At 61.1% G+C, this 17,264-nt stretch carries 12 protein-coding genes and 1 tRNA gene; 9 read left to right on the top strand and 4 right to left on the bottom strand.

Annotated features, from left to right (window positions below; translation table 11 throughout):
- Both FS804_RS07450 and pdeM read left to right on the top strand, forming a co-directional pair.
- On the top strand, positions 1–2,592 hold the full coding sequence (locus FS804_RS07450; protein ID WP_246665855.1) for a ligase-associated DNA damage response DEXH box helicase: 2,592 nt from the start codon (positions 1–3) through the stop codon (positions 2,590–2,592).
- Positions 2,593–2,638: 46 nt separating this feature from the next.
- Positions 2,639–3,367 (top strand): ligase-associated DNA damage response endonuclease PdeM, encoded by a 729-nt coding sequence (pdeM, locus tag FS804_RS07445; RefSeq protein ID WP_144575909.1) that lies wholly within the window; start codon positions 2,639–2,641, stop codon positions 3,365–3,367.
- A gap of 14 nt (positions 3,368–3,381) precedes the next feature.
- Here pdeM and FS804_RS07440 read toward each other — a convergent pair whose 3' ends face one another.
- The 4 genes from FS804_RS07440 to podJ all read right to left on the bottom strand — a co-directional run bounded on the left by FS804_RS07440 (position 3,382) and on the right by podJ (position 9,730).
- Positions 3,382–3,819 (bottom strand): universal stress protein, encoded by a 438-nt coding sequence (locus FS804_RS07440; RefSeq protein WP_144575907.1) that lies wholly within the window; start codon positions 3,817–3,819, stop codon positions 3,382–3,384.
- A gap of 154 nt (positions 3,820–3,973) precedes the next feature.
- The gene (locus tag FS804_RS07435) at positions 3,974–4,801 is read right to left on the bottom strand and encodes a TIGR02186 family protein (protein WP_063949658.1); all 828 of its coding nucleotides are present in this window, start codon (positions 4,799–4,801) and stop codon (positions 3,974–3,976) included.
- The gene (locus FS804_RS07430; RefSeq protein ID WP_144575905.1) at positions 4,798–5,724 is read right to left on the bottom strand and encodes a sulfite exporter TauE/SafE family protein; all 927 of its coding nucleotides are present in this window, start codon (positions 5,722–5,724) and stop codon (positions 4,798–4,800) included. Before FS804_RS07430 ends, FS804_RS07435 begins: the two co-directional genes overlap by 4 nt.
- Positions 5,725–5,986: 262 nt before the next feature.
- The gene (gene podJ / locus FS804_RS07425) at positions 5,987–9,730 is read right to left on the bottom strand and encodes a cell division protein PodJ (protein WP_144575903.1); all 3,744 of its coding nucleotides are present in this window, start codon (positions 9,728–9,730) and stop codon (positions 5,987–5,989) included.
- A 373-nt stretch (positions 9,731–10,103) separates the two neighbouring features.
- Between podJ and FS804_RS07415 the strand changes: the two genes are divergently transcribed.
- The 7 genes from FS804_RS07415 to FS804_RS07385 all read left to right on the top strand — a co-directional run bounded on the left by FS804_RS07415 (position 10,104) and on the right by FS804_RS07385 (position 17,260).
- Positions 10,104–11,900, top strand: a complete 1,797-nt coding sequence (locus tag FS804_RS07415) for an acyl-CoA dehydrogenase C-terminal domain-containing protein (protein WP_144575901.1) — start codon at positions 10,104–10,106, stop codon at positions 11,898–11,900.
- A 37-nt stretch (positions 11,901–11,937) separates the two neighbouring features.
- Positions 11,938–13,146, top strand: coding sequence for an acetyl-CoA C-acetyltransferase (locus FS804_RS07410; protein WP_004439838.1), 1,209 nt, complete (start codon positions 11,938–11,940; stop codon positions 13,144–13,146).
- A gap of 98 nt (positions 13,147–13,244) precedes the next feature.
- Positions 13,245–15,461 (top strand): 3-hydroxyacyl-CoA dehydrogenase NAD-binding domain-containing protein, encoded by a 2,217-nt coding sequence (locus FS804_RS07405; RefSeq protein ID WP_144575899.1) that lies wholly within the window; start codon positions 13,245–13,247, stop codon positions 15,459–15,461.
- 161 nt (positions 15,462–15,622) lie between these two features.
- A complete protein-coding gene (locus FS804_RS07400) occupies positions 15,623–16,054 on the top strand; it encodes a hypothetical protein (RefSeq protein WP_144575897.1) in 432 nt (143 codons plus the stop codon).
- Positions 16,055–16,306: 252 nt separating this feature from the next.
- A tRNA-Phe gene (locus FS804_RS07395) sits at positions 16,307–16,382 on the top strand.
- Positions 16,383–16,535: 153 nt separating this feature from the next.
- Positions 16,536–16,808, top strand: coding sequence for a hypothetical protein (locus FS804_RS07390; RefSeq protein WP_144575895.1), 273 nt, complete (start codon positions 16,536–16,538; stop codon positions 16,806–16,808).
- 98 nt (positions 16,809–16,906) lie between these two features.
- Positions 16,907–17,260, top strand: coding sequence for an alpha-ketoglutarate-dependent dioxygenase AlkB (locus FS804_RS07385; protein ID WP_246665861.1), 354 nt, complete (start codon positions 16,907–16,909; stop codon positions 17,258–17,260).
- Positions 17,261–17,264 lie beyond the last annotated feature (4 nt).

Raw genomic sequence — 17,264 nt, 5'->3', positions numbered from 1 at the left:
ATGATTCTGTTTTCCTGTCAAGCGGCCTCTTTGCACTCTTCTTTTTCTCAAGTTTTTCACTACCTTGAAGAGGTGAAGCACACCGAGTCCCCCACACCCGGCACGCATGTCGGCTCCTTGCCCCTTCCATTCCAGAAATGGTTTGCCGAAAAAGGGTGGTCTCCGCGCGCCCATCAGCTGGAGCTGATGGCCCGGGCGAGGGGCGGGGAAAACATGCTTCTGATCGCGCCAACGGGCGCGGGCAAAACGCTTGGCGGCTTCCTGGCCTCGCTCACCGATCTGGCGGAGCGCGGCAAGGTGCCGCCCGGCTCCGGTTTTGTAGGCGTGCACACGCTCTACATCTCGCCGCTGAAGGCGCTCGCAGTCGACATCGAGCGCAATCTCACCAAACCCGTTTCTGAAATGGGCCTGCCGATTGTGATCGAAACCCGCACCGGCGATACGCCCCAGGCGAAACGCCAGCGCCAGAAGGTGCGCCCGCCCGACATCCTGCTGACGACACCCGAGCAAGTCTCGCTGCTGCTGGCTAACAAAGAAGCAGAGCGCTTTTTCCGCGATCTGAAATATGTGGTTCTTGATGAGTTGCACTCGCTGGTCACGTCCAAACGCGGCCACCTGCTGTCGCTGGCGCTTGCGCGGGTGCGTCGCCACGCGCCGGATGTGCGTTTCATCGGGCTTTCGGCCACGGTGGCGGAACCGATGGATTTGCGCCGTTACCTTGCGCCGCAGGGGCAGGGCGAGCCGCCGGCCGGTCTCATCACGGTTGAAGGCGGCGCAAAGCCGGATATCTCCATTCTGCAAACGGAAGAACGCATCCCGTGGTCCGGTCACTCTGCGCGTTATGCCGGCAAGGATTTGTACGAAGCGCTGAAGCGGCATCAGACGACGCTGGTCTTTGTGAACACACGCTCCCAGGCGGAAAGGGTCTTCCAGGAGCTCTGGACCGTCAACGATGACAATCTGCCGATTGCATTGCATCACGGCTCGCTGGATGCCGGCCAGCGCCGCCGGGTGGAGGCGGCGATGGCAGAGAACAAGTTGCGCGCCGTCGTCGCCACGTCGACGCTCGATCTCGGCATAGACTGGGGTGATGTCGACCTCGTCGTGCATGTCGGTGCGCCCAAGGGGGCAAGCCGTCTAGCCCAGCGTATCGGCCGTGCCAACCACCGCATGGACGAGCCGTCAAAGGCGATCCTCGTTCCCGCCAACCGTTTCGAGGTGATGGAGTGCCGGGCGGCGCTCGATGCCAATTACATCGGTGCGCAGGATACACCGCCGATTGCTGAAGGCGCGCTCGATGTGCTTGCCCAGCATGTGCTCGGCATGGCGTGTGCCGAACCCTTCGACGCGGATGAACTCTATCGTGAAGTCACGACAGCCTCGCCCTATGCCGATCTGCCGCGCGCCACCTTCGATCGGGTGGTGGATTTTACGGCGACAGGCGGTTATGCGCTGCGCACTTATGAACGCTATGCCCGCATCCGCCAGATGAAGGATGGCCGCTGGCGTGTCTCCAATCCTGCGGTCGCCCAGCAATATCGCCTCAACCTCGGTACCATCGTCGAGGCAGCGGAACTCAATGTGCGCATGGTCAAGCGCAATGCCAAGGGCACGGTCGGGCGCGGCGGCATGTCGCTCGGCAAGGTCGAGGAATATTTCCTCGAACAGCTGGTGCAGGGCGACACATTCCTCTTTGCCGGCAAGGTGCTGCGGTTCGAGGGTATCCGGGAGAATGAATGCCTGGTCTCGCAGGCTTTCTCTCTCGATCCGAAGATACCTTCTTATGCCGGTGGCAAGTTTCCGCTCTCGACCTATCTGGCGGATCAGGTGCGGTCTATGCTTGCCGATCCGGCCCGCTGGCAGGCTCTGCCGGATCAGGTGCGTGACTGGCTGGAAATCCAGAAGGAAAAGTCGATCATCCCGAAGCGCGACGAGTTGCTGGTGGAGACCTTTCCCTTCCGCAAACGCTTCTTCATGGTCATGTATCCCTTCGAAGGACGGCTGGCGCATCAGACGCTCGGCATGTTGCTCACGCGCCGGCTGGAACGCGCGGGCGCAAAGCCGATGGGTTTCGTCGCCACCGATTATTCGCTCGCCATCTGGGCCATGCAGGATATGGGCATGCGGCTGAAATCCCACCGGCTGTCGCTGGCAGAGCTGCTCGACGAAGACATGCTGGGCGACGATCTGGAGGCATGGCTGGACGAATCCTTCATGCTGAAGCGCACCTTCCGCAACTGTGCCATCATTTCGGGCCTCATCGAACGCCGTCATCCCGGCAAGGAAAAAACCGGCAGGCAGGTGACCGTGTCGGCCGATCTTATTTATGACGTTCTTCGCAGCCATGAGCCCGATCATATCCTGCTGGAAGCCACGCGACGCGATGCCGCAGCAGGACTTTTGGATATTGGCCGTCTTGGAGATATGCTGAAGCGAATCAAGGGACACACCACGCATCGCGCGCTGGAGCACGTCTCGCCCCTTGCCGTTCCGGTCATGCTGGAAATCGGCCGGGAGACGGTGGCGGGCGAAGCGATGGACGATGTGCTGGCCGAAGCCGCCGATGAGCTGATCGCCGAGGCCATGTCCTGACACAGGCCCATGTCCTGAAAGACGCATTGAAGGAACGACGACAACATTGCTGAGCCGGCTGACATTGAGCGACAGATTTTCCAATGGCTTCGAATGCCTTGGCAGCGAGACCGTTATCAATGGCGTTGCCGCCTGGTGCGACCCGCTGGGCGGGCTCTACCTGCCTGACCTCTCGCTTCTCGTCGTCTCCGATCTGCATCTGGAAAAGGGCGCGGCCTTCGCTCGGCGCGGCTCCATGCTGCCGCCCTACGACACTATCGCCACGCTTAAAATCCTGTCGTCGCTGATCAGCCGCTACGATCCGAAGATCGTTGTCAGCCTCGGCGACAATTTTCATGATCGTGTCGGCTCGCAGCACCTGCCGCTGCCGCTGCGCGAACTCATCCGCGAGATGGCCCGCGGTCGCGAATGGATCTGGATCAACGGCAACCATGATCCCGATGGCACGGTCGATCTGCCGGGTTCTTCGGTGGATGAGATGTTTTACGGCAATCTCGTTTTCCGCCACGAGCCGAGGCTCGGGGATGCCCTGGGGGAGATCGCCGGGCATCTGCATCCGTCTGCAACCGTGCGCCGTCGCGCGAAGACGGTACGGCGGCCCTGTTTCGCGACCGATGGGTCGCGTCTGCTGATGCCGGCATTCGGCGTGATGAGCGGCGGGCTGGACCTGCGTCATAAGGCCATGCACGGCCTTTTCGATCATGCCGCCCTCGTCGCGCATCTGATGGGGCGAGACCGCATCTATTCGGTGCGGTTTTCCAATCTGCTCGGCTGAGATTTTACCGCGCCCTATTGGCGGTAGACCAGCACCGGTATCTTCGAATTCTTGAGGACTTTGGCCGTGATGCTGCCGAGCAGCATCTCGATAAAGCTCCTGCGCCGGTGCGAGGCCATGGCGATGAGATCGCAGCCGGTCCTGTCGGCAATTTCGATGATCGCTTCATCCGGCCGGCCCGCGCGGGCAAGCAGCGCCTCGCAGTCTATCCCCATGGCGGCGGCATGCGCCTGCGTGTCGCGGAGCAAATGCTCGGCCTCTTCGCATCGGTGAAATTCTTCTTCGGCAATGGCGGCAATGTCGTCGACATCGCTCGCAATCACGTGAAAGGGCTCCGATACCGTCACGACGGTCACCTTCGCGCCTGCCTCCCTGGTGAGGGCGAACCCTTGGTCGATTGCGATCTGCGCCAGCGGCGAGCCATCGGTGGGAATGAGAATGTGCTTGAACATGACATTTCTCCTTTTCATCCCCGCTACAAATCCGCGCTGCCTTGAAGGCTACGCAGGGTCGTAACGGCATGAATTTTACCGCAAACCGGTGACGGAAGCGAATGCTATCTCTGGCGGGCGGGTTGCTTCGCCGGATTTCCCAGAGTGAGAGGGATCAGTCCTTGCGGAAGATGATACTGGCGCCCCAGCCGGTCACGACCGCGAGCAGGACGCAGAGCGCGCCATAGGCAAGCGGTGTCTGGTGCGCGGCATCGGTGATCGCCTGTTCCATGCCGGTCTTGACGACGCGCAGTTTCAGTTCGCGCTGAGCGATGAACTTGCCGCTCTTGAAGAGATAGGCGCGCGCGGTGTGCACACCATTCGGCACGTTGGCGGGCAGGCGCAGCGTCGCCCAGAACAGGCCGGTTCGTTCCAGCCGCACCCCGGTCGTGTCGTTGCGATAGATGCCGCTTGAAAGCTTGAGCCGACGATAGGCCTCCTGGAAATCGAAGACGTTGTCCGGCACGCCGGAGAAGACGGCACTTTTGAGCGACAGATGGTCGACGCCGAGCCCCATGGCGCGCAGCGTTCCGGGCGAGGCGACGTCGTTGATATTGCGCGTGCTGGCCATGGAATAGGATTCCGGCAGCGGCGTGAAGGTGATGGCGCTGGTGTTGATCCAGATGCCTGCCACACGCTGCTTCTTGCGCACGGTCATATAGTCGCTCGGCCCTTCCAGCGTCACGACGATATCATATTGGCCGATGGCCAGGAGCAGCTGGTCGGTATTGTTGAGCGCGCCGAAGAGGGTGAAATCCGCCCCGCGAAAATCAGACGCGATGGGGATTTCGGTCGTCGAAGCGCCGATTTCGATATTTTCCTGCAACGGTCGCTGCTGCGGGCCGGGCGGCAGGGCAAGCGGGGGTGTCTGCGCAGAAGCTGTCTGTCCGACGACAAGCAGGAAGAGAAGCGACAGAACGGCGAGCAGCGGGCGTGCGGTCAATACCCCAGCCCTCCAACCGCTACCGAAAACAGATCGTCCGGCCGCACCACGAGCGAAACCGCAAGACGCAGCGCAACGGCAAGGACAAGCAGCGCCAGCAAGGCGCGCAGCTGTTCGCCGCGCAGCTTCTGGCCCACCCGCACGCCATATTGTGCACCGATGACGCCTGCCACCATCAGGATGAAGGCGAGCACGACGTCGACGGAGTAGTTGGTCGCGGCCTGGACGATCGTCGTATAGGCAGTCACGAAAATGATCTGGAACAGCGATGTGCCGACAACAACGCTGGTGGGGATGCGCAAGAGATAGATCATCGCCGGCACCATGATGAAGCCGCCGCCCACACCCATGATCGAGGTGAGAATACCAATGCCGAAACCCAGGGTGATGACCGGAATGATGCTGAGATAGATCTTCGATTTCTTGAACCGCATTTTTAGCGGCAGGCGATGAACCCAGTTGTGATGGCCGGGCCGACGCAGGGTCACGGTTTCGTTGCGGGCGGCGCGGCGAAGCGCCGAAATGCTTTCCTTCAGCATCAGCCCGCCAACGGTGCCGAGCAGGATGACGTAAAGCAGTGAGACGATGAGATCGAGTTGGCCGATGCTGCGCAGGAAAGAAAATATCCACACGCCAACGGTAGCCCCGACGAGGCCGCCGACGAGAAGCACGCTGCCGAGCTTGATATCGAGCGTCCCGCGCCTGAAATGCGTGATCGAGCCTGAAACGGAGGATGCAACCACCTGGTTCGCACCGGTCGCCACGGCGACCACGGGCGGAATATTGTAGAAGATCAGAAGTGGGGTGATCAGAAAGCCGCCGCCCACACCAAACATGCCGGACAGAAAACCGACGGCCGCGCCCATGCCGAGAATGATGAAAATATTCACCGACAGTTCTGCGATCGGCAGATAGACAGTCACGGCTCGGACCTCGGGCAAATGGTTCCGGGCGGCAGGGCTGTCCGGGTGAGGGGGCCGCGCCGCGATTTACACTTTCTGTCTGAAAAGACCGGGCATGCCCAGCCTTCCTTCGTCATGCCCGCGAGGGCCTGACCTGTCAACATTCAACGGTAAATACGTTGATAATTAGGAAAGATAGCTGACATGCGTGGGCACGGGGCCACATTCCGGCGCGGCGTCGCACAGAAGCGGCCACAGGGGCCGCCTCACATGGTTTCAAAACTTATTTGTTGCGGGCGAGAAGCGCGGTCACCAGCTCATTGGTGATACGCCCATCCGGCGTCTGGCCGACGGACTTCTGGAAGTCCTTGATGGCTGTCACGGTGTTCTTGCCCAGCTTCCCGTCCGGCTGGCCGGCATCGAAACCGTTCTTGTTGAGGATCGCCTGAATGTTGCGGATTGCCTTCTCCATGTCGACGGAGGCGGTTTTCACACCTTCCTTACCCGCCCATTCCTCGGGTGGGTTGACGCTATTGGCGTCTTCCGAAAGCGGCTTCACCTTCCAGGCATCCACCTTGGCCTTGGCGCTCTGAAGCTGCTGCGGGCTCATGGCGCCTGCAACCTCGTCACGCTTTTGTGCTGCGTCCGCATCGCCATCCTTGGCGGCGATGGCGAACCATTTGTAGGACTCCTCGATATCCTGCTTCACACCGCTGCCGCGCGCATAGAGAATGGCGAGGTTGAACTGGCTGTCACGCACACCGAGTTCGGAGGCCTTGATGAACCATTGCGCGGCCGCGCCGAAATCCGGCTGGCCGGCTGCGTCGGAGGCAAGCAGAACCGCGAGATTATGCATTGCTCCGGCATTCCCCTGTTCGGCAGCCAGCGTGTAATAGCGCTTTGCTTCGGCAAGATTGCGCTCGACCCCGTTTGCCTTCTCGTAGAGGTTGGCAAGACGGTATTGCGCAGGGGCAAGGCCGCGATCGGCCGCCATTTTGTACCACTTTGCTGCTTCCGCACGGTCAACGGTGACGCCGCGACCCTCGGTGTAGCGCGCCGCGATCTCGAACAGGGCCTGTGTATCGCCTTTGGCAGCGGCTTCAGCAAGCGATGCGGGCTCGATGCCGGCGGGGACCGCAATGGCGTTTTCCGCAGACGGTGCGGCCACAGTAGATTGAGCCGGTGCCGGAGTGCTGCTCTGTGCGACGGTGCCGGCCTTCGTGGGTTCCACGGCAGGTACATCCGCAACTGGAGGCTCGTCCGGCAGCGGCGCGCCGCCTATCGTGCGGTTGTCGATGATGTTTTGTGCCGGGGCCGAGTTTTCGATGCTGTCGGCCGATGCCGCATCTTCCGGATCGACGGCGAGGGTGGAGGGAATGGTGACGGCCTTCTCGCCCGTTTCCGGAAGCGCGGAAACCGGCGCGTTGTCCATCTTCTGCTCGATGAGCCGTGCCGGGGCTTCCGCGCCACCGATCAGCGTCTTGACGAGCGGCATGGCCATCATCGCCAGCAGAATGGCGCCGATGCCGAGCAGCAACGGGCGGCGATAGCGTGAAAGAGCGGACGCGTCTGCCTTGCGGCTCTTCTTTCCGGTGTCCAGCTTCTCGGGCGATGTTTCCATCGCGGCGGCCTGGGCGGCGCGGCGGGCAGCGGCGATAAAATCCGTCCGTCCTTCCGCATCTGCGGGCTTACCGGTTGCGGCCACCTGGCTTGCACGCACGCGCTCGAGGATTTTCTTGATATCGGGCGCGCCTGAGCCTGGCTCCAGAAGTTCATTCTCCTGGCCAGCCGGCAGAACGTCGATCGGATCGAGCGACGGGGCTGGCTCAACCTGCGTGCGGGCGGAAGAGGCCGAAACGGGCTCTTCCTTCGTCTTGGCGGGCTTTGCCGTGCTTGTCTTGAAGCGCTTGGTCAGGCCGGCGAGCAGGCTCTTTCTTTCCGTTTTTGCTGGCTTGGCGGCGGCCGGCGGCACGATCGCGGTCGCGTCGTCTTCGCCGGCATCGTTGAGAATGGCCTGCTCTTCGGCGATATAGCCTTCTTCCGGGAAGATAGCGGCAGGCATCGCGATGTCTTCGCGGTCTGCGGCAACCGCCTGCTGCGTAACGTGGCGAGGAGCCGCCTCGCGGTAGCCGTTGTCGAGATTGTCGAGGCGGCCGGCGATCTGCACCAGCGTTTCATGCAATGCTTCGAAGGTGCGGTGCGTACGCTCTTCGGTGTTGCGGCTCAGTGCTTCAAGGTTGCGCAGATCGGCCGCAAGATCGGTCAGCATCGACATGTCGGCGATGTTTGCGCCAGCGGAAAGATTGTTGCGCGTATAGGCGTCGAGAACGGCCTCGGCCGCCTGCCGGGCCGCTTCGATGATATATTCGTCGTTGGACGCCATGTAGTCTTCGATCGCCGCCATACGGGCGTCGAGTTCCGGCGACATGCCAGCCGCCTGCACCTGCACCGGCTGGCTGATCAGCGTGGAGAGATGGGCGATCTGGTTTTCTAGGCTCGCCAGTGCGTGGCTGTCGGCGGGCGCGGCATGGGCGGACTCGTCAAGGCGGGCGGCGATCGTGCCGAGACGCTCTTCCAGACGGGAGAAGGCGCCGTCGCTGAAACCCGAAGCCGGCTGCGGCTGGCTGTAGCGGTAATCGAGATCTTCGATCCGGCGCGACAGCAGGTCGAGCCGCTCGGCCAAGCCGTCATTGACGGCACCATGATCCAGCGCATCGATCTTGCGAGAGATATCGCTGAGGAAAGATGTCAGTTCCGCCTGCTGGGAGGGGCGCTGCGAGCGCTCCAGAAGCAGGGAAAGCTGGTCCAGCCGGTCGTGCAGCTGCGCAGCGTCGCGCGCGGTGCTGAGTTCATCGATCTTGCCGGAGAGCGCTTCAAGGCGGGCGGTGAGGTCGGACGCCGGTTCCGGCTTAGCGGCGGCAAGGCGATTGATGTCGCCGAGCTGTTCGGCAAGGCCGTTCAGCCGGCTTTCCAGCCGCTGCGCCAGCGCATTGTCCGTTGCCTGTGCATTGGCATGTGTGCCGGTTGCGGCTATGGCGCGGCTGATTTCGTCCAGCCGCTGGTCGAGACCCGAAAAGTGCTCGGTAAAGGCAGCCTCGTTGGGCTGCATATGCTTGCCGAGCTGCTCCACGGCGCTGGCAATGGTGATGAGCTTGTCCTCAAGCACGCGCACGGCGGGATTGTTGCTCATGCCGCCGAGCTGGGTCTTGATGTCATCGAGACGGTAGGCGAGCGAAACGATCTCATCCTGCAACGAGGCCGCATCGAAACCGCGCAGCGTGTCTTCCACAGTGTTCCAGCGGCTTTCGATCCGATGCATGCTGTCTTCGCGCGCAAGCTGGTCGATGGTCAGACGCAGGTCTTCGAATTCGTTGCGCAGGCCATAAACGTCGGGCGATGCCAGATTGCCAAGCTGGTCGATGCTCCCGGCAAGCCGTGCGATGTCGTCACGCAGATCGCCGATAAATTGCTGGTCTTCCGCCACCGCGCGGATGTTGCGGATTTCGTCGCGCAGTCCCTGCGCTTCCCGCGCAACCCCCTCGGCAATATCGCTCTTCAGCTCATGGCGAAGATTAACGAGCGCCTGGGCGATTTCCTGCAGGGCCGCGTCATTGCGCGGTGTTTCCTGCTGGTAGGAAGGAATGGCGCGCGCGCGTGGCGCAGCCTGAGGAGCCGGCTGAGCCTCCCTCTGCCGATATTCCGGCGCGAGCGGCCGTGTGATGGTGCGTTCCGGGCGGGCCGCAGGGTCCTGCGGCCGCTGGAAGCTCGTCTCCAGCAGACGCTGACGCTGGCGAATTTCATTGACGGGGTCGAGCTGCGGCGGGGTCACGCTCGCGCGGACTTCACGCGGCGCGGCAGGGGCGTCGTTCTTCTCCACTGGCTGCGCGCTCGCAGACCGCGGGTCGCGCGGAAACTTCTGGCTCATCAGCCCTTCGATACGGGCTTCAAGGCCTTCAATGGTGCGATTGAGAGCATCAAGAGACGACCTGTCGCCTGGCTGTTGGGTTTTCGATCGCAATCCGTTCATCTTCTCGCTCGCTTCGCTTCCGCCCGCCGTGCCCGGTTTCTGTCGCGACGTTCTGTCCCATCACGTCATCGCCGCAACATGCAGCAGTTCCTGAGCCGGTATTTGCCCCCATCGAGGAAATTGCGCCGCCGAACGAAGCAGTTACCTCTGTCCGGAGAATTCACGAAACGTGGTAAAGAAGTGGTTAACCGTGGTCGGAATTTTTTAACTTTTGCCGCGTCTGACCGGCCCGAGGCCGATGGGCAGGGTAATGCGCAACACGCCTTGGCAATATTCCGCCGAAATCTGTTTGACGTTTACGCGCACGTCAAATATTGTCACGTCATATCGGCCGGATTAGCTCCGGCGCCCACGATGCGGAGGAACATCGGTAATGCCTGTTTACAAGGCCCCAGTTAAGGACACGCTTTTTATCCTGAATGACGTTCTCGGCCTGGAGCGGTATAATAACCTGCCCGGCTTCGAGGATGCGACGCCTGACATGATCGAGGCAATCACCGGCGAAGCGGCAAAGCTTGCCGAAGAGCGGCTTTTCCCGCTTAACCTTTCCGGGGACCAGCAGGGCTGCAAGCGCGCCGATGACGGCTCCGTCTCCGTGCCGGATGGTTTCAAGGAAGCCTATGACGCCTATTGCGAGGGTGGCTGGATCGGTCTTGCCGTGCCGCCGGAGTTTGGCGGTCAGGGCCTGCCCTATACGCTGCATGCGGCAATCGGCGAATATATGTCGTCCGCCAACCTTTCCCTGATGATGTATCCCGGCCTGACGCAGGGCGCGATCGCTGCGATTTTAGTGCACGGCACGCAGGAGCAGAAGCAAACCTATCTGCCGAATATGGTTGGTGGCACATGGTCCGGTACCATGAACCTCACCGAACCCCATTGCGGCACCGATCTCGGCCTGCTGCGCACCAAGGCCGTGCCACAGGCTGACGGCAGCTACAAGATTTCCGGTCAAAAGATTTTCATCTCGGCCGGCGAACATTCCATGACTGATAACATCGTCCATCTGGTGCTCGCCCGCATCGAGGGCGCGCCTGAGGGCACCAAGGGCATTTCGCTCTTCATCGTACCGAAGTTCCTGGTGAAGGAAGACGGCACGCCGGGCGAGCGCAACGGCGTCACCTGCGGTGCGATCGAACACAAGATGGGCATTCACGGCAACGCCACCTGCGTCATGAACTACGATGACGCGACCGGCTATTTGCTGGGTGCGGAAAACAAGGGCCTCTCGGCCATGTTCGTGATGATGAACGAAGCCCGCCTCGGCGTCGGCCTGCAGGGGCTCTCGGTTGGCGAGATTGCCTATCAGAACGCCGTCGAATACGCCCGGGAGCGCGTTCAGGGCCGTTCGCTTTCCGGCGCAAAATTCCCGGACAAGAAAGCCGATCCGATCATCGTGCACCCGGATATCCGCCGCACGCTGATGACCATCAAGGCCTATAACGAGGCAGGCCGAGCTTTCCTTTTGTGGACGGCGCTGCAATCCGATATCGCCCATCGCTCCACCGATGAGAAGGAGCGGCAGGCGGCAGACGACCTGCTCGGTCTCGTCACGCCGATCCTCAAGGGCGTGCTGACCGACAAGGGCTTCGACCACGCCGTGATGGCGCAGCAGGTCTTTGGCGGTCACGGCTACATCGAAGAACATGGCATGAGCCAATATGTCCGCGATGCGCGCATCACCATGATCTATGAGGGGGCGAACGGCATTCAGGCACTCGATCTGGTGGGCCGCAAGCTCGGCATGAATGGCGGCCGCGCAGTCATGGCGCTGTTCAAGGAAATCGGTGATTTCTGTGAGGAAAACCGCGCCGACGAAAAGCTGACCCTCTACACCAAGGGTCTGAAGAAGGGTTTGAACGACCTTCAGGCCGCAACCATGTGGTTCATGCAGAACGCCATGGCCAAGCCCGACAATGCCGGTGCCGGTTCGACCGACTATATGCATCTCTTCGGCATCGTGGTGCTGGGTTACATGCAGGCGCGCATGGCGAAAGCGGCAAGCGAAGCGCTTGCGGCAGGCAGCGCGTCGGACGAAGATTACCTCAAGACCAAGCTTGTCACGGCGAAGTTTTACATGGAGCGCATCATGCCGGAGACGGCGCTGCGCAAAGCGCGCATCGAAACCGGCGCGGATACCATGATGGAACTGGCCGCAGAAGCATTCTGAGACATCTGGCGTTCAAGACGCCGCAGGGAGAGAATTGATGACCGACGTATTTATCTACGACCATGTCCGCACCCCCCGCGGACGCGGCAAGAAGGATGGCAGCCTGCATGAGGTGCCCTCCGTTCGCCTGGCCGCCAAGACGCTGGAGGCCATCCGCGACCGCAACGGACTTGATACATCTGCTGTCGACGACATCATCATGGGCTGCGTCGATCCCGTCATGGATGCCGGCGCGGTGATCCCCAAAGCCGCCGCCTTCGAGGCCGGTTACTCCAACAAGGCCCCGGGCATGCAGATTTCGCGCTTCTGCGCTTCGGGTCTTGACGCCATCAACTTCGCGGCCGGCAAGGTGAAGGCCGGTTCGGACGATATCGTCATCGCCGGCGGCGTCGAAAGCATGTCCCGCGTCGGCATGGGCATGTCGGGCGGCGCCTGGTACATGGACCCCTCGGTCAACTTTCCGGCGTTCTTCATGCCGCAGGGCGTGTCGGCCGATCTCATCGCCACAAAATACGGTTTTTCCCGTGACGATGTCGACGCCTATGCCGTCGAAAGCCAGAAGCGCGCCGCGCATGCCTGGGAAAAGGGCTATTTCAACAAATCGGTCATTCCGGTGAAGGACCAGAATGGCCTGACGATCCTTGACCGCGATGAGCACATGCGCCCCGGCACCGATATGCAGGCGCTGGCCTCGCTCAACCCGTCCTTCCAGATGCCTGGTGAAATGGGTGGCTTCGAAGCCGTTGGCATCATGGCCCACCCGGAAGTCGAGCGGATCAACTACGTCCACCACGCCGGCAACTCATCCGGCATCGTTGATGGTGCTGCTGCCGTGCTGGTTGGTTCGAAGGCGGGCGGCGAGGCAATGGGCGTGAAGCCGCGTGCCCGCATCAAGGCTTTCGCCAATATCGGCTCCGACCCCGCGCTGATGCTGACCGGCCCGGTGGACGTAACCGAAAAGCTTCTGAAGAAGACCGGCATGTCGCTCGCCGATATCGATCTCTTTGAACTCAACGAAGCCTTCGCCGCGGTGGTCCTGCGTTACATGCAGGCCTTCGACATCGATCATGATCGGATGAACGTCAATGGCGGCGCGATCGCCATGGGTCATCCGCTGGGTGCAACCGGCGCGATGATCCTCGGCACGGTGTTGGATGAACTGGAACGGCGCGATCTGAACACCGCACTCGTCACGCTTTGCATCGGCGCCGGCATGGGCACGGCGACGGTTATCGAGCGGGTCTGAGACAGCGGCTACAGCCCGCTTCCGTCATCCTCGGGTAAGGTCCGAGGATGACGAGGAAAGCGAAGCGGCCATTACGATTCAGGGAAGAGGAATCCCAAATGAGCACTTACACCAATTTCACCATCGAGACGGATGCAGACGGCATTGCCCTCGTCACCTGGGACATGCCGGAAAAATCCATGAATGTCTTCACGTCGGAGGTTCTGGAGGAACTGAACGCCGTCGTTGATGCGACCGTCGCCGATGCTGCGGTCAAAGGCGTTGTCTTCACATCAGGCAAGAGCACCTTTTCCGGTGGTGCCGATCTCTCGATGATCAAATCGATGTTCTCCTTTTACCACGAGGAAAAGGCAAAGAACCCGAACGAAGCGGCACAGAAGCTGTTTGATCTTGTCGGCAGGATGAATGGCCTGTTCCGCAAGATTGAGACCAACGGCAAGCCCTGGGTCTCCGCCATCAACGGTACCTGCATGGGCGGCGCGTTCGAGCTGTCGCTCGCCTGCCACGGCCGCGTGGCCTCCAGTGCCAAGAACCTCAAGATGGCGCTACCGGAGGTCAAGGTCGGCATCTTCCCAGGTGCGGGCGGCACCCAGCGTGTGCCGCGCCTGACCGATGCACAATCCGCCTTGCAGATGATGACCACGGGCCAGTCGCTGACCGGTGCGCGCGCCAAGGCCATGGGGCTGGTGCACCAGGTGGTCGAGCCGGATCAGCTGGTCGCAACCGCAAAGCAGATGATCAAGGACGGTCTGAAGCCAGTCGCGCCTTGGGATGAAAAGGGCTTCAAGGCCCCCGGCGGCGGCATCTGGACGCCTGCGGCTGCCCAGCTCTGGCCCGCAGCCCCCGCGATCCTGCGCCGCGAGAGCGCCGGCAACTATCCGGCGGCACTCGCCATCCTCAAATGCGTCTATGAAGGCCTGCAATTGCCCTTCGATACGGCGCTGAAGGTGGAGCAGCGCTATTTCACCGAAATCCTTCGCTCGAAGGAAGCCTTCGGCATGATCCGCTCGCTGTTCATTTCCATGCAGGAACTGGGCAAGGGCGCGCGCCGCCCGGCCGGCCAGCCGAAGACCGAGTTCAGGAAGGTCGGCGTCGTCGGTGCGGGCTTCATGGGGGCGGCCGTCGCTTATGTCACTGCCGCAGCCGGCATCCCCGTCACGCTGGTGGATCGCGATCAGGAAGCCGCAGACAAGGGCAAGGGTCATTGCGAGGAAAGCGTCAAGGCCGCCATCGGCAAGGGCAAGCTGACGCAGGATGAAGGCAAGGCCCTGCTTGACCTCGTCACGCCCACATCCGACTACGCCGTACTCTCCGACGCCGATCTCGTCATCGAAGCCGTGTTCGAGGACCGCGACGTGAAGAAGGCCGTCATCGAAGCCGTGGAAGCCGTTTTGCCTGAAGGCGCGATCTTCGCCTCCAACACCTCCACCTTGCCAATCACGGGGCTGGCAAAGAACTCCAAGCGTCCAACCGATTTCATCGGCATCCACTTCTTCTCGCCGGTCGAGAAGATGATGCTGACGGAAGTCATCTTGGGCAAGGAGACCGGCGACAGGGCCCTCGCCGTCGCGCTGGATTACGTGGCAAAGATCAAGAAGACCCCGATTGTCGTCAACGATACGCGCGGCTTCTTCGTCAATCGCTGCGTCCTGCGTTACATGGCGGAAAGCTACGATATGCTGATCGAAGGCGTGCCGCCCGCCATGATCGAAAATGCCGCGAAATTCGCCGGCATGCCGGTCGGCCCGCTGGCGCTGAACGATGAGGTGGCCATCGATCTCTCCTACAAGATCCTCGAAGCCACCGTCGCCGATCTCGGTGAAAAGGCCGTCGATCCGCGTCATATGGAGCTCGTGAAGAAGCTGGTGGAAGGCGAGGGCCGCTTCGGCCGCAAGAACGGCAAGGGCTTTTACGACTACCCGTCAAAGCCCGCTAAAAAATCCCTCTGGCCCGGCCTGAAGGATCTTTATCCGCAGCAGAAGCCTGAAGACGTGGATATGGAGGTGCTGAAACAACGCTTCCTCGTCACCGTGGCGCTGGAAGCCGCCCGCACGGTGGAGGAAGGTATCGTCACCGATCCGCGCGAGGCCGATGTCGGCTCCATCCTCGGTTTCGGCTTTGCGCCCTATACCGGCGGTGCGCTGTCCTACATCGACGGCATGGGCGTGAAGACCTTCGTGGCGCTCGCCGAAAAGCTCAGCGAGACCTATGGCCCGCGCTTCAGGCCGACGCCGCTGCTGAAGGATATGGCCGCCAAGGGTGAAACCTTCTACGGCCGCTTCGATCCCTATGCCGGCGCGGCCAAGGCCGCGTGATCGACGGTCAAGGCAGGATTTTTGAGCAGGCCCTTCGGGGCCTGTTTTATTATGTTGGCACTGCCGCTTTCCGTGCATCCTTTGCCCGGCTCAGGCGTTGACTGGCAGGACAGGGCAGGAAACGCCCGCCCCAAGCAATAAGCACGTCTCAGGAGACAGCCATGAAAGCGCCACTGCGATCCCACGGTTTTGAAAAGCCTTCCGACCTCGATGATGAACTCGCCGAATTGGACGAAGAGGCCGAGGCTGTCGCCGCAGAAGAGAAGACAGAGACATCCGCCGCACGAAGCAACAGCGCCGCCGATGCCATCGACCCTGCGGTAAGGGCCGAACTCGATGAGCTGCGTCGGCAAGTCGACAAGATCAGACGCGAACTCAAACGGCTGGAGGCTGCCCAACACCCCCGTCGGGAGCACGAACACCCAAGGCACGAGCGCGACCGGGAAAATTCCCGTTTGATGACCGTCGTGCGCTCCGTGGCCGTCACGTCGCTCGCCAGCCGTATATTCGCCACGTCACCGGTCATGGCGGCACTCGTCGCAGTCGTTCCGTTCGCATTGGGCTTCGCCGCGCGTCGAAGCGAGGACGCCTAACGCAGGACCTGTCCGTCCCACGCATTTGTGGTCTCATCCGTCAGCCTGTTACGGGTGGGGCCGGGCATTCAAGCCGCCTGGTGATGCGGTCGAAATGCAATGTTTATCCCATCCACAGGCAGTTTGAAAAAACTGTCAAAAAACTTTGCGATGGCGCTTGCCATGTTCGAACAAGATGTTATAACCCCGCTCACTTTCGGGGCGCAAACAACCCCGACCGCGAAAAGCGGAGGTTCTTCAAGGACCTGAAGTGCCCGGATAGCTCAGTTGGTAGAGCAGCGGATTGAAAATCCGCGTGTCGGTGGTTCAAATCCGCCTCCGGGCACCATTAAATTTCCCGATGCCGAGACTGTCATCGACCAACTCCCAGTCTGGTTCGATCACTACAATCGCATTATCCCTCGCAAAGCTCGCGGCTACCGTTCGCCAAGGAAATTCCTGGCCGACAAGATACGCCAGCCTCGTTCATTGGAGAAATTCGATGAGAGTAACTGTGATATTCGGTCCGGAATACGATGGGACCCTACGAACAACGGTCATGGATGTTGTGGAGCAGCTCGGTGCTTCAGTCGAAAGTCGGAATTGGTCCGTTGCTGGTTCGCAGGAAATTGAGACCGTTCAGGCGCGATTGGCCGACCAAGAAATCATCATAGAGGCAGAAACCTATATGGGCCTTTCCATCACTGGCGATGAGGCCACGGTCAATGAAATCTCCGAGCGAGTGAGGCAGGCCACTCAAACGATCCCAACCTGATCCTGTCCGGTATCTGGGGCCATTACAGAGCGCGCAGTCACGGCGGATGCCTCTTGGAGCCTTTGCCGCCATGGCCGGGCGTTTTCGCCAAAAGATTGGTGAGGGACTGCAGGAAATTGGCTGATCAGATTATCGCAAACGAATATTTTCCGGGGCGGGGCATCAGCGCGCATGTCGACTGTATCCCACGTTTTGATGATGCAATCGGGTCGATAAGCCTTCTATCCGCTTGCGAAATGTTTTCGCGATCTGCGCGGACCGGCACATGCGCCGTGCTTCAGCCCCGAGTGCTTCAGCCCCGATCGGGCGGCCTGCCCACGGACTCCGGCCGGTTTGATTGGACCCATGAAGTTTCGGCTCGCAAATCGGATATTGTGACAGGGGTAAGGACCGTCCGAAGCAGAAGGATTTCCCTCACTTTTCGCAAGGTCATTGCTTCAACATCGACCTGAGCAA

The sequence above is a fragment of the Agrobacterium sp. DE0009 genome (assembly GCF_007680755.1).
In the GTDB taxonomy this organism is placed as follows: domain Bacteria; phylum Pseudomonadota; class Alphaproteobacteria; order Rhizobiales; family Rhizobiaceae; genus Agrobacterium; species Agrobacterium tumefaciens_B.
Note: the sequence above shows the minus strand (reverse complement) of the source record. Positions and strands in the feature narration are given on the sequence as shown.

Excerpts from the sequence above, each read along its gene's own strand:
- FS804_RS07450 (WP_246665855.1), top strand. The coding sequence starts at position 1 with ATGATTCTGTTTTCCTGTCAAGCGGCCTCTTTGCACTCTTCTTTTTCT.
- FS804_RS07440 (WP_144575907.1), bottom strand. The coding sequence starts at position 3,819 with ATGTTCAAGCACATTCTCATTCCCACCGATGGCTCGCCGCTGGCGCAG.
- podJ (WP_144575903.1), bottom strand. The coding sequence starts at position 9,730 with ATGAACGGATTGCGATCGAAAACCCAACAGCCAGGCGACAGGTCGTCT.
- FS804_RS07415 (WP_144575901.1), top strand. The coding sequence starts at position 10,104 with ATGCCTGTTTACAAGGCCCCAGTTAAGGACACGCTTTTTATCCTGAAT.
- FS804_RS07410 (WP_004439838.1), top strand. The coding sequence starts at position 11,938 with ATGACCGACGTATTTATCTACGACCATGTCCGCACCCCCCGCGGACGC.
- FS804_RS07405 (WP_144575899.1), top strand. The coding sequence starts at position 13,245 with ATGAGCACTTACACCAATTTCACCATCGAGACGGATGCAGACGGCATT.
- FS804_RS07400 (WP_144575897.1), top strand. The coding sequence starts at position 15,623 with ATGAAAGCGCCACTGCGATCCCACGGTTTTGAAAAGCCTTCCGACCTC.
- FS804_RS07390 (WP_144575895.1), top strand. The coding sequence starts at position 16,536 with ATGAGAGTAACTGTGATATTCGGTCCGGAATACGATGGGACCCTACGA.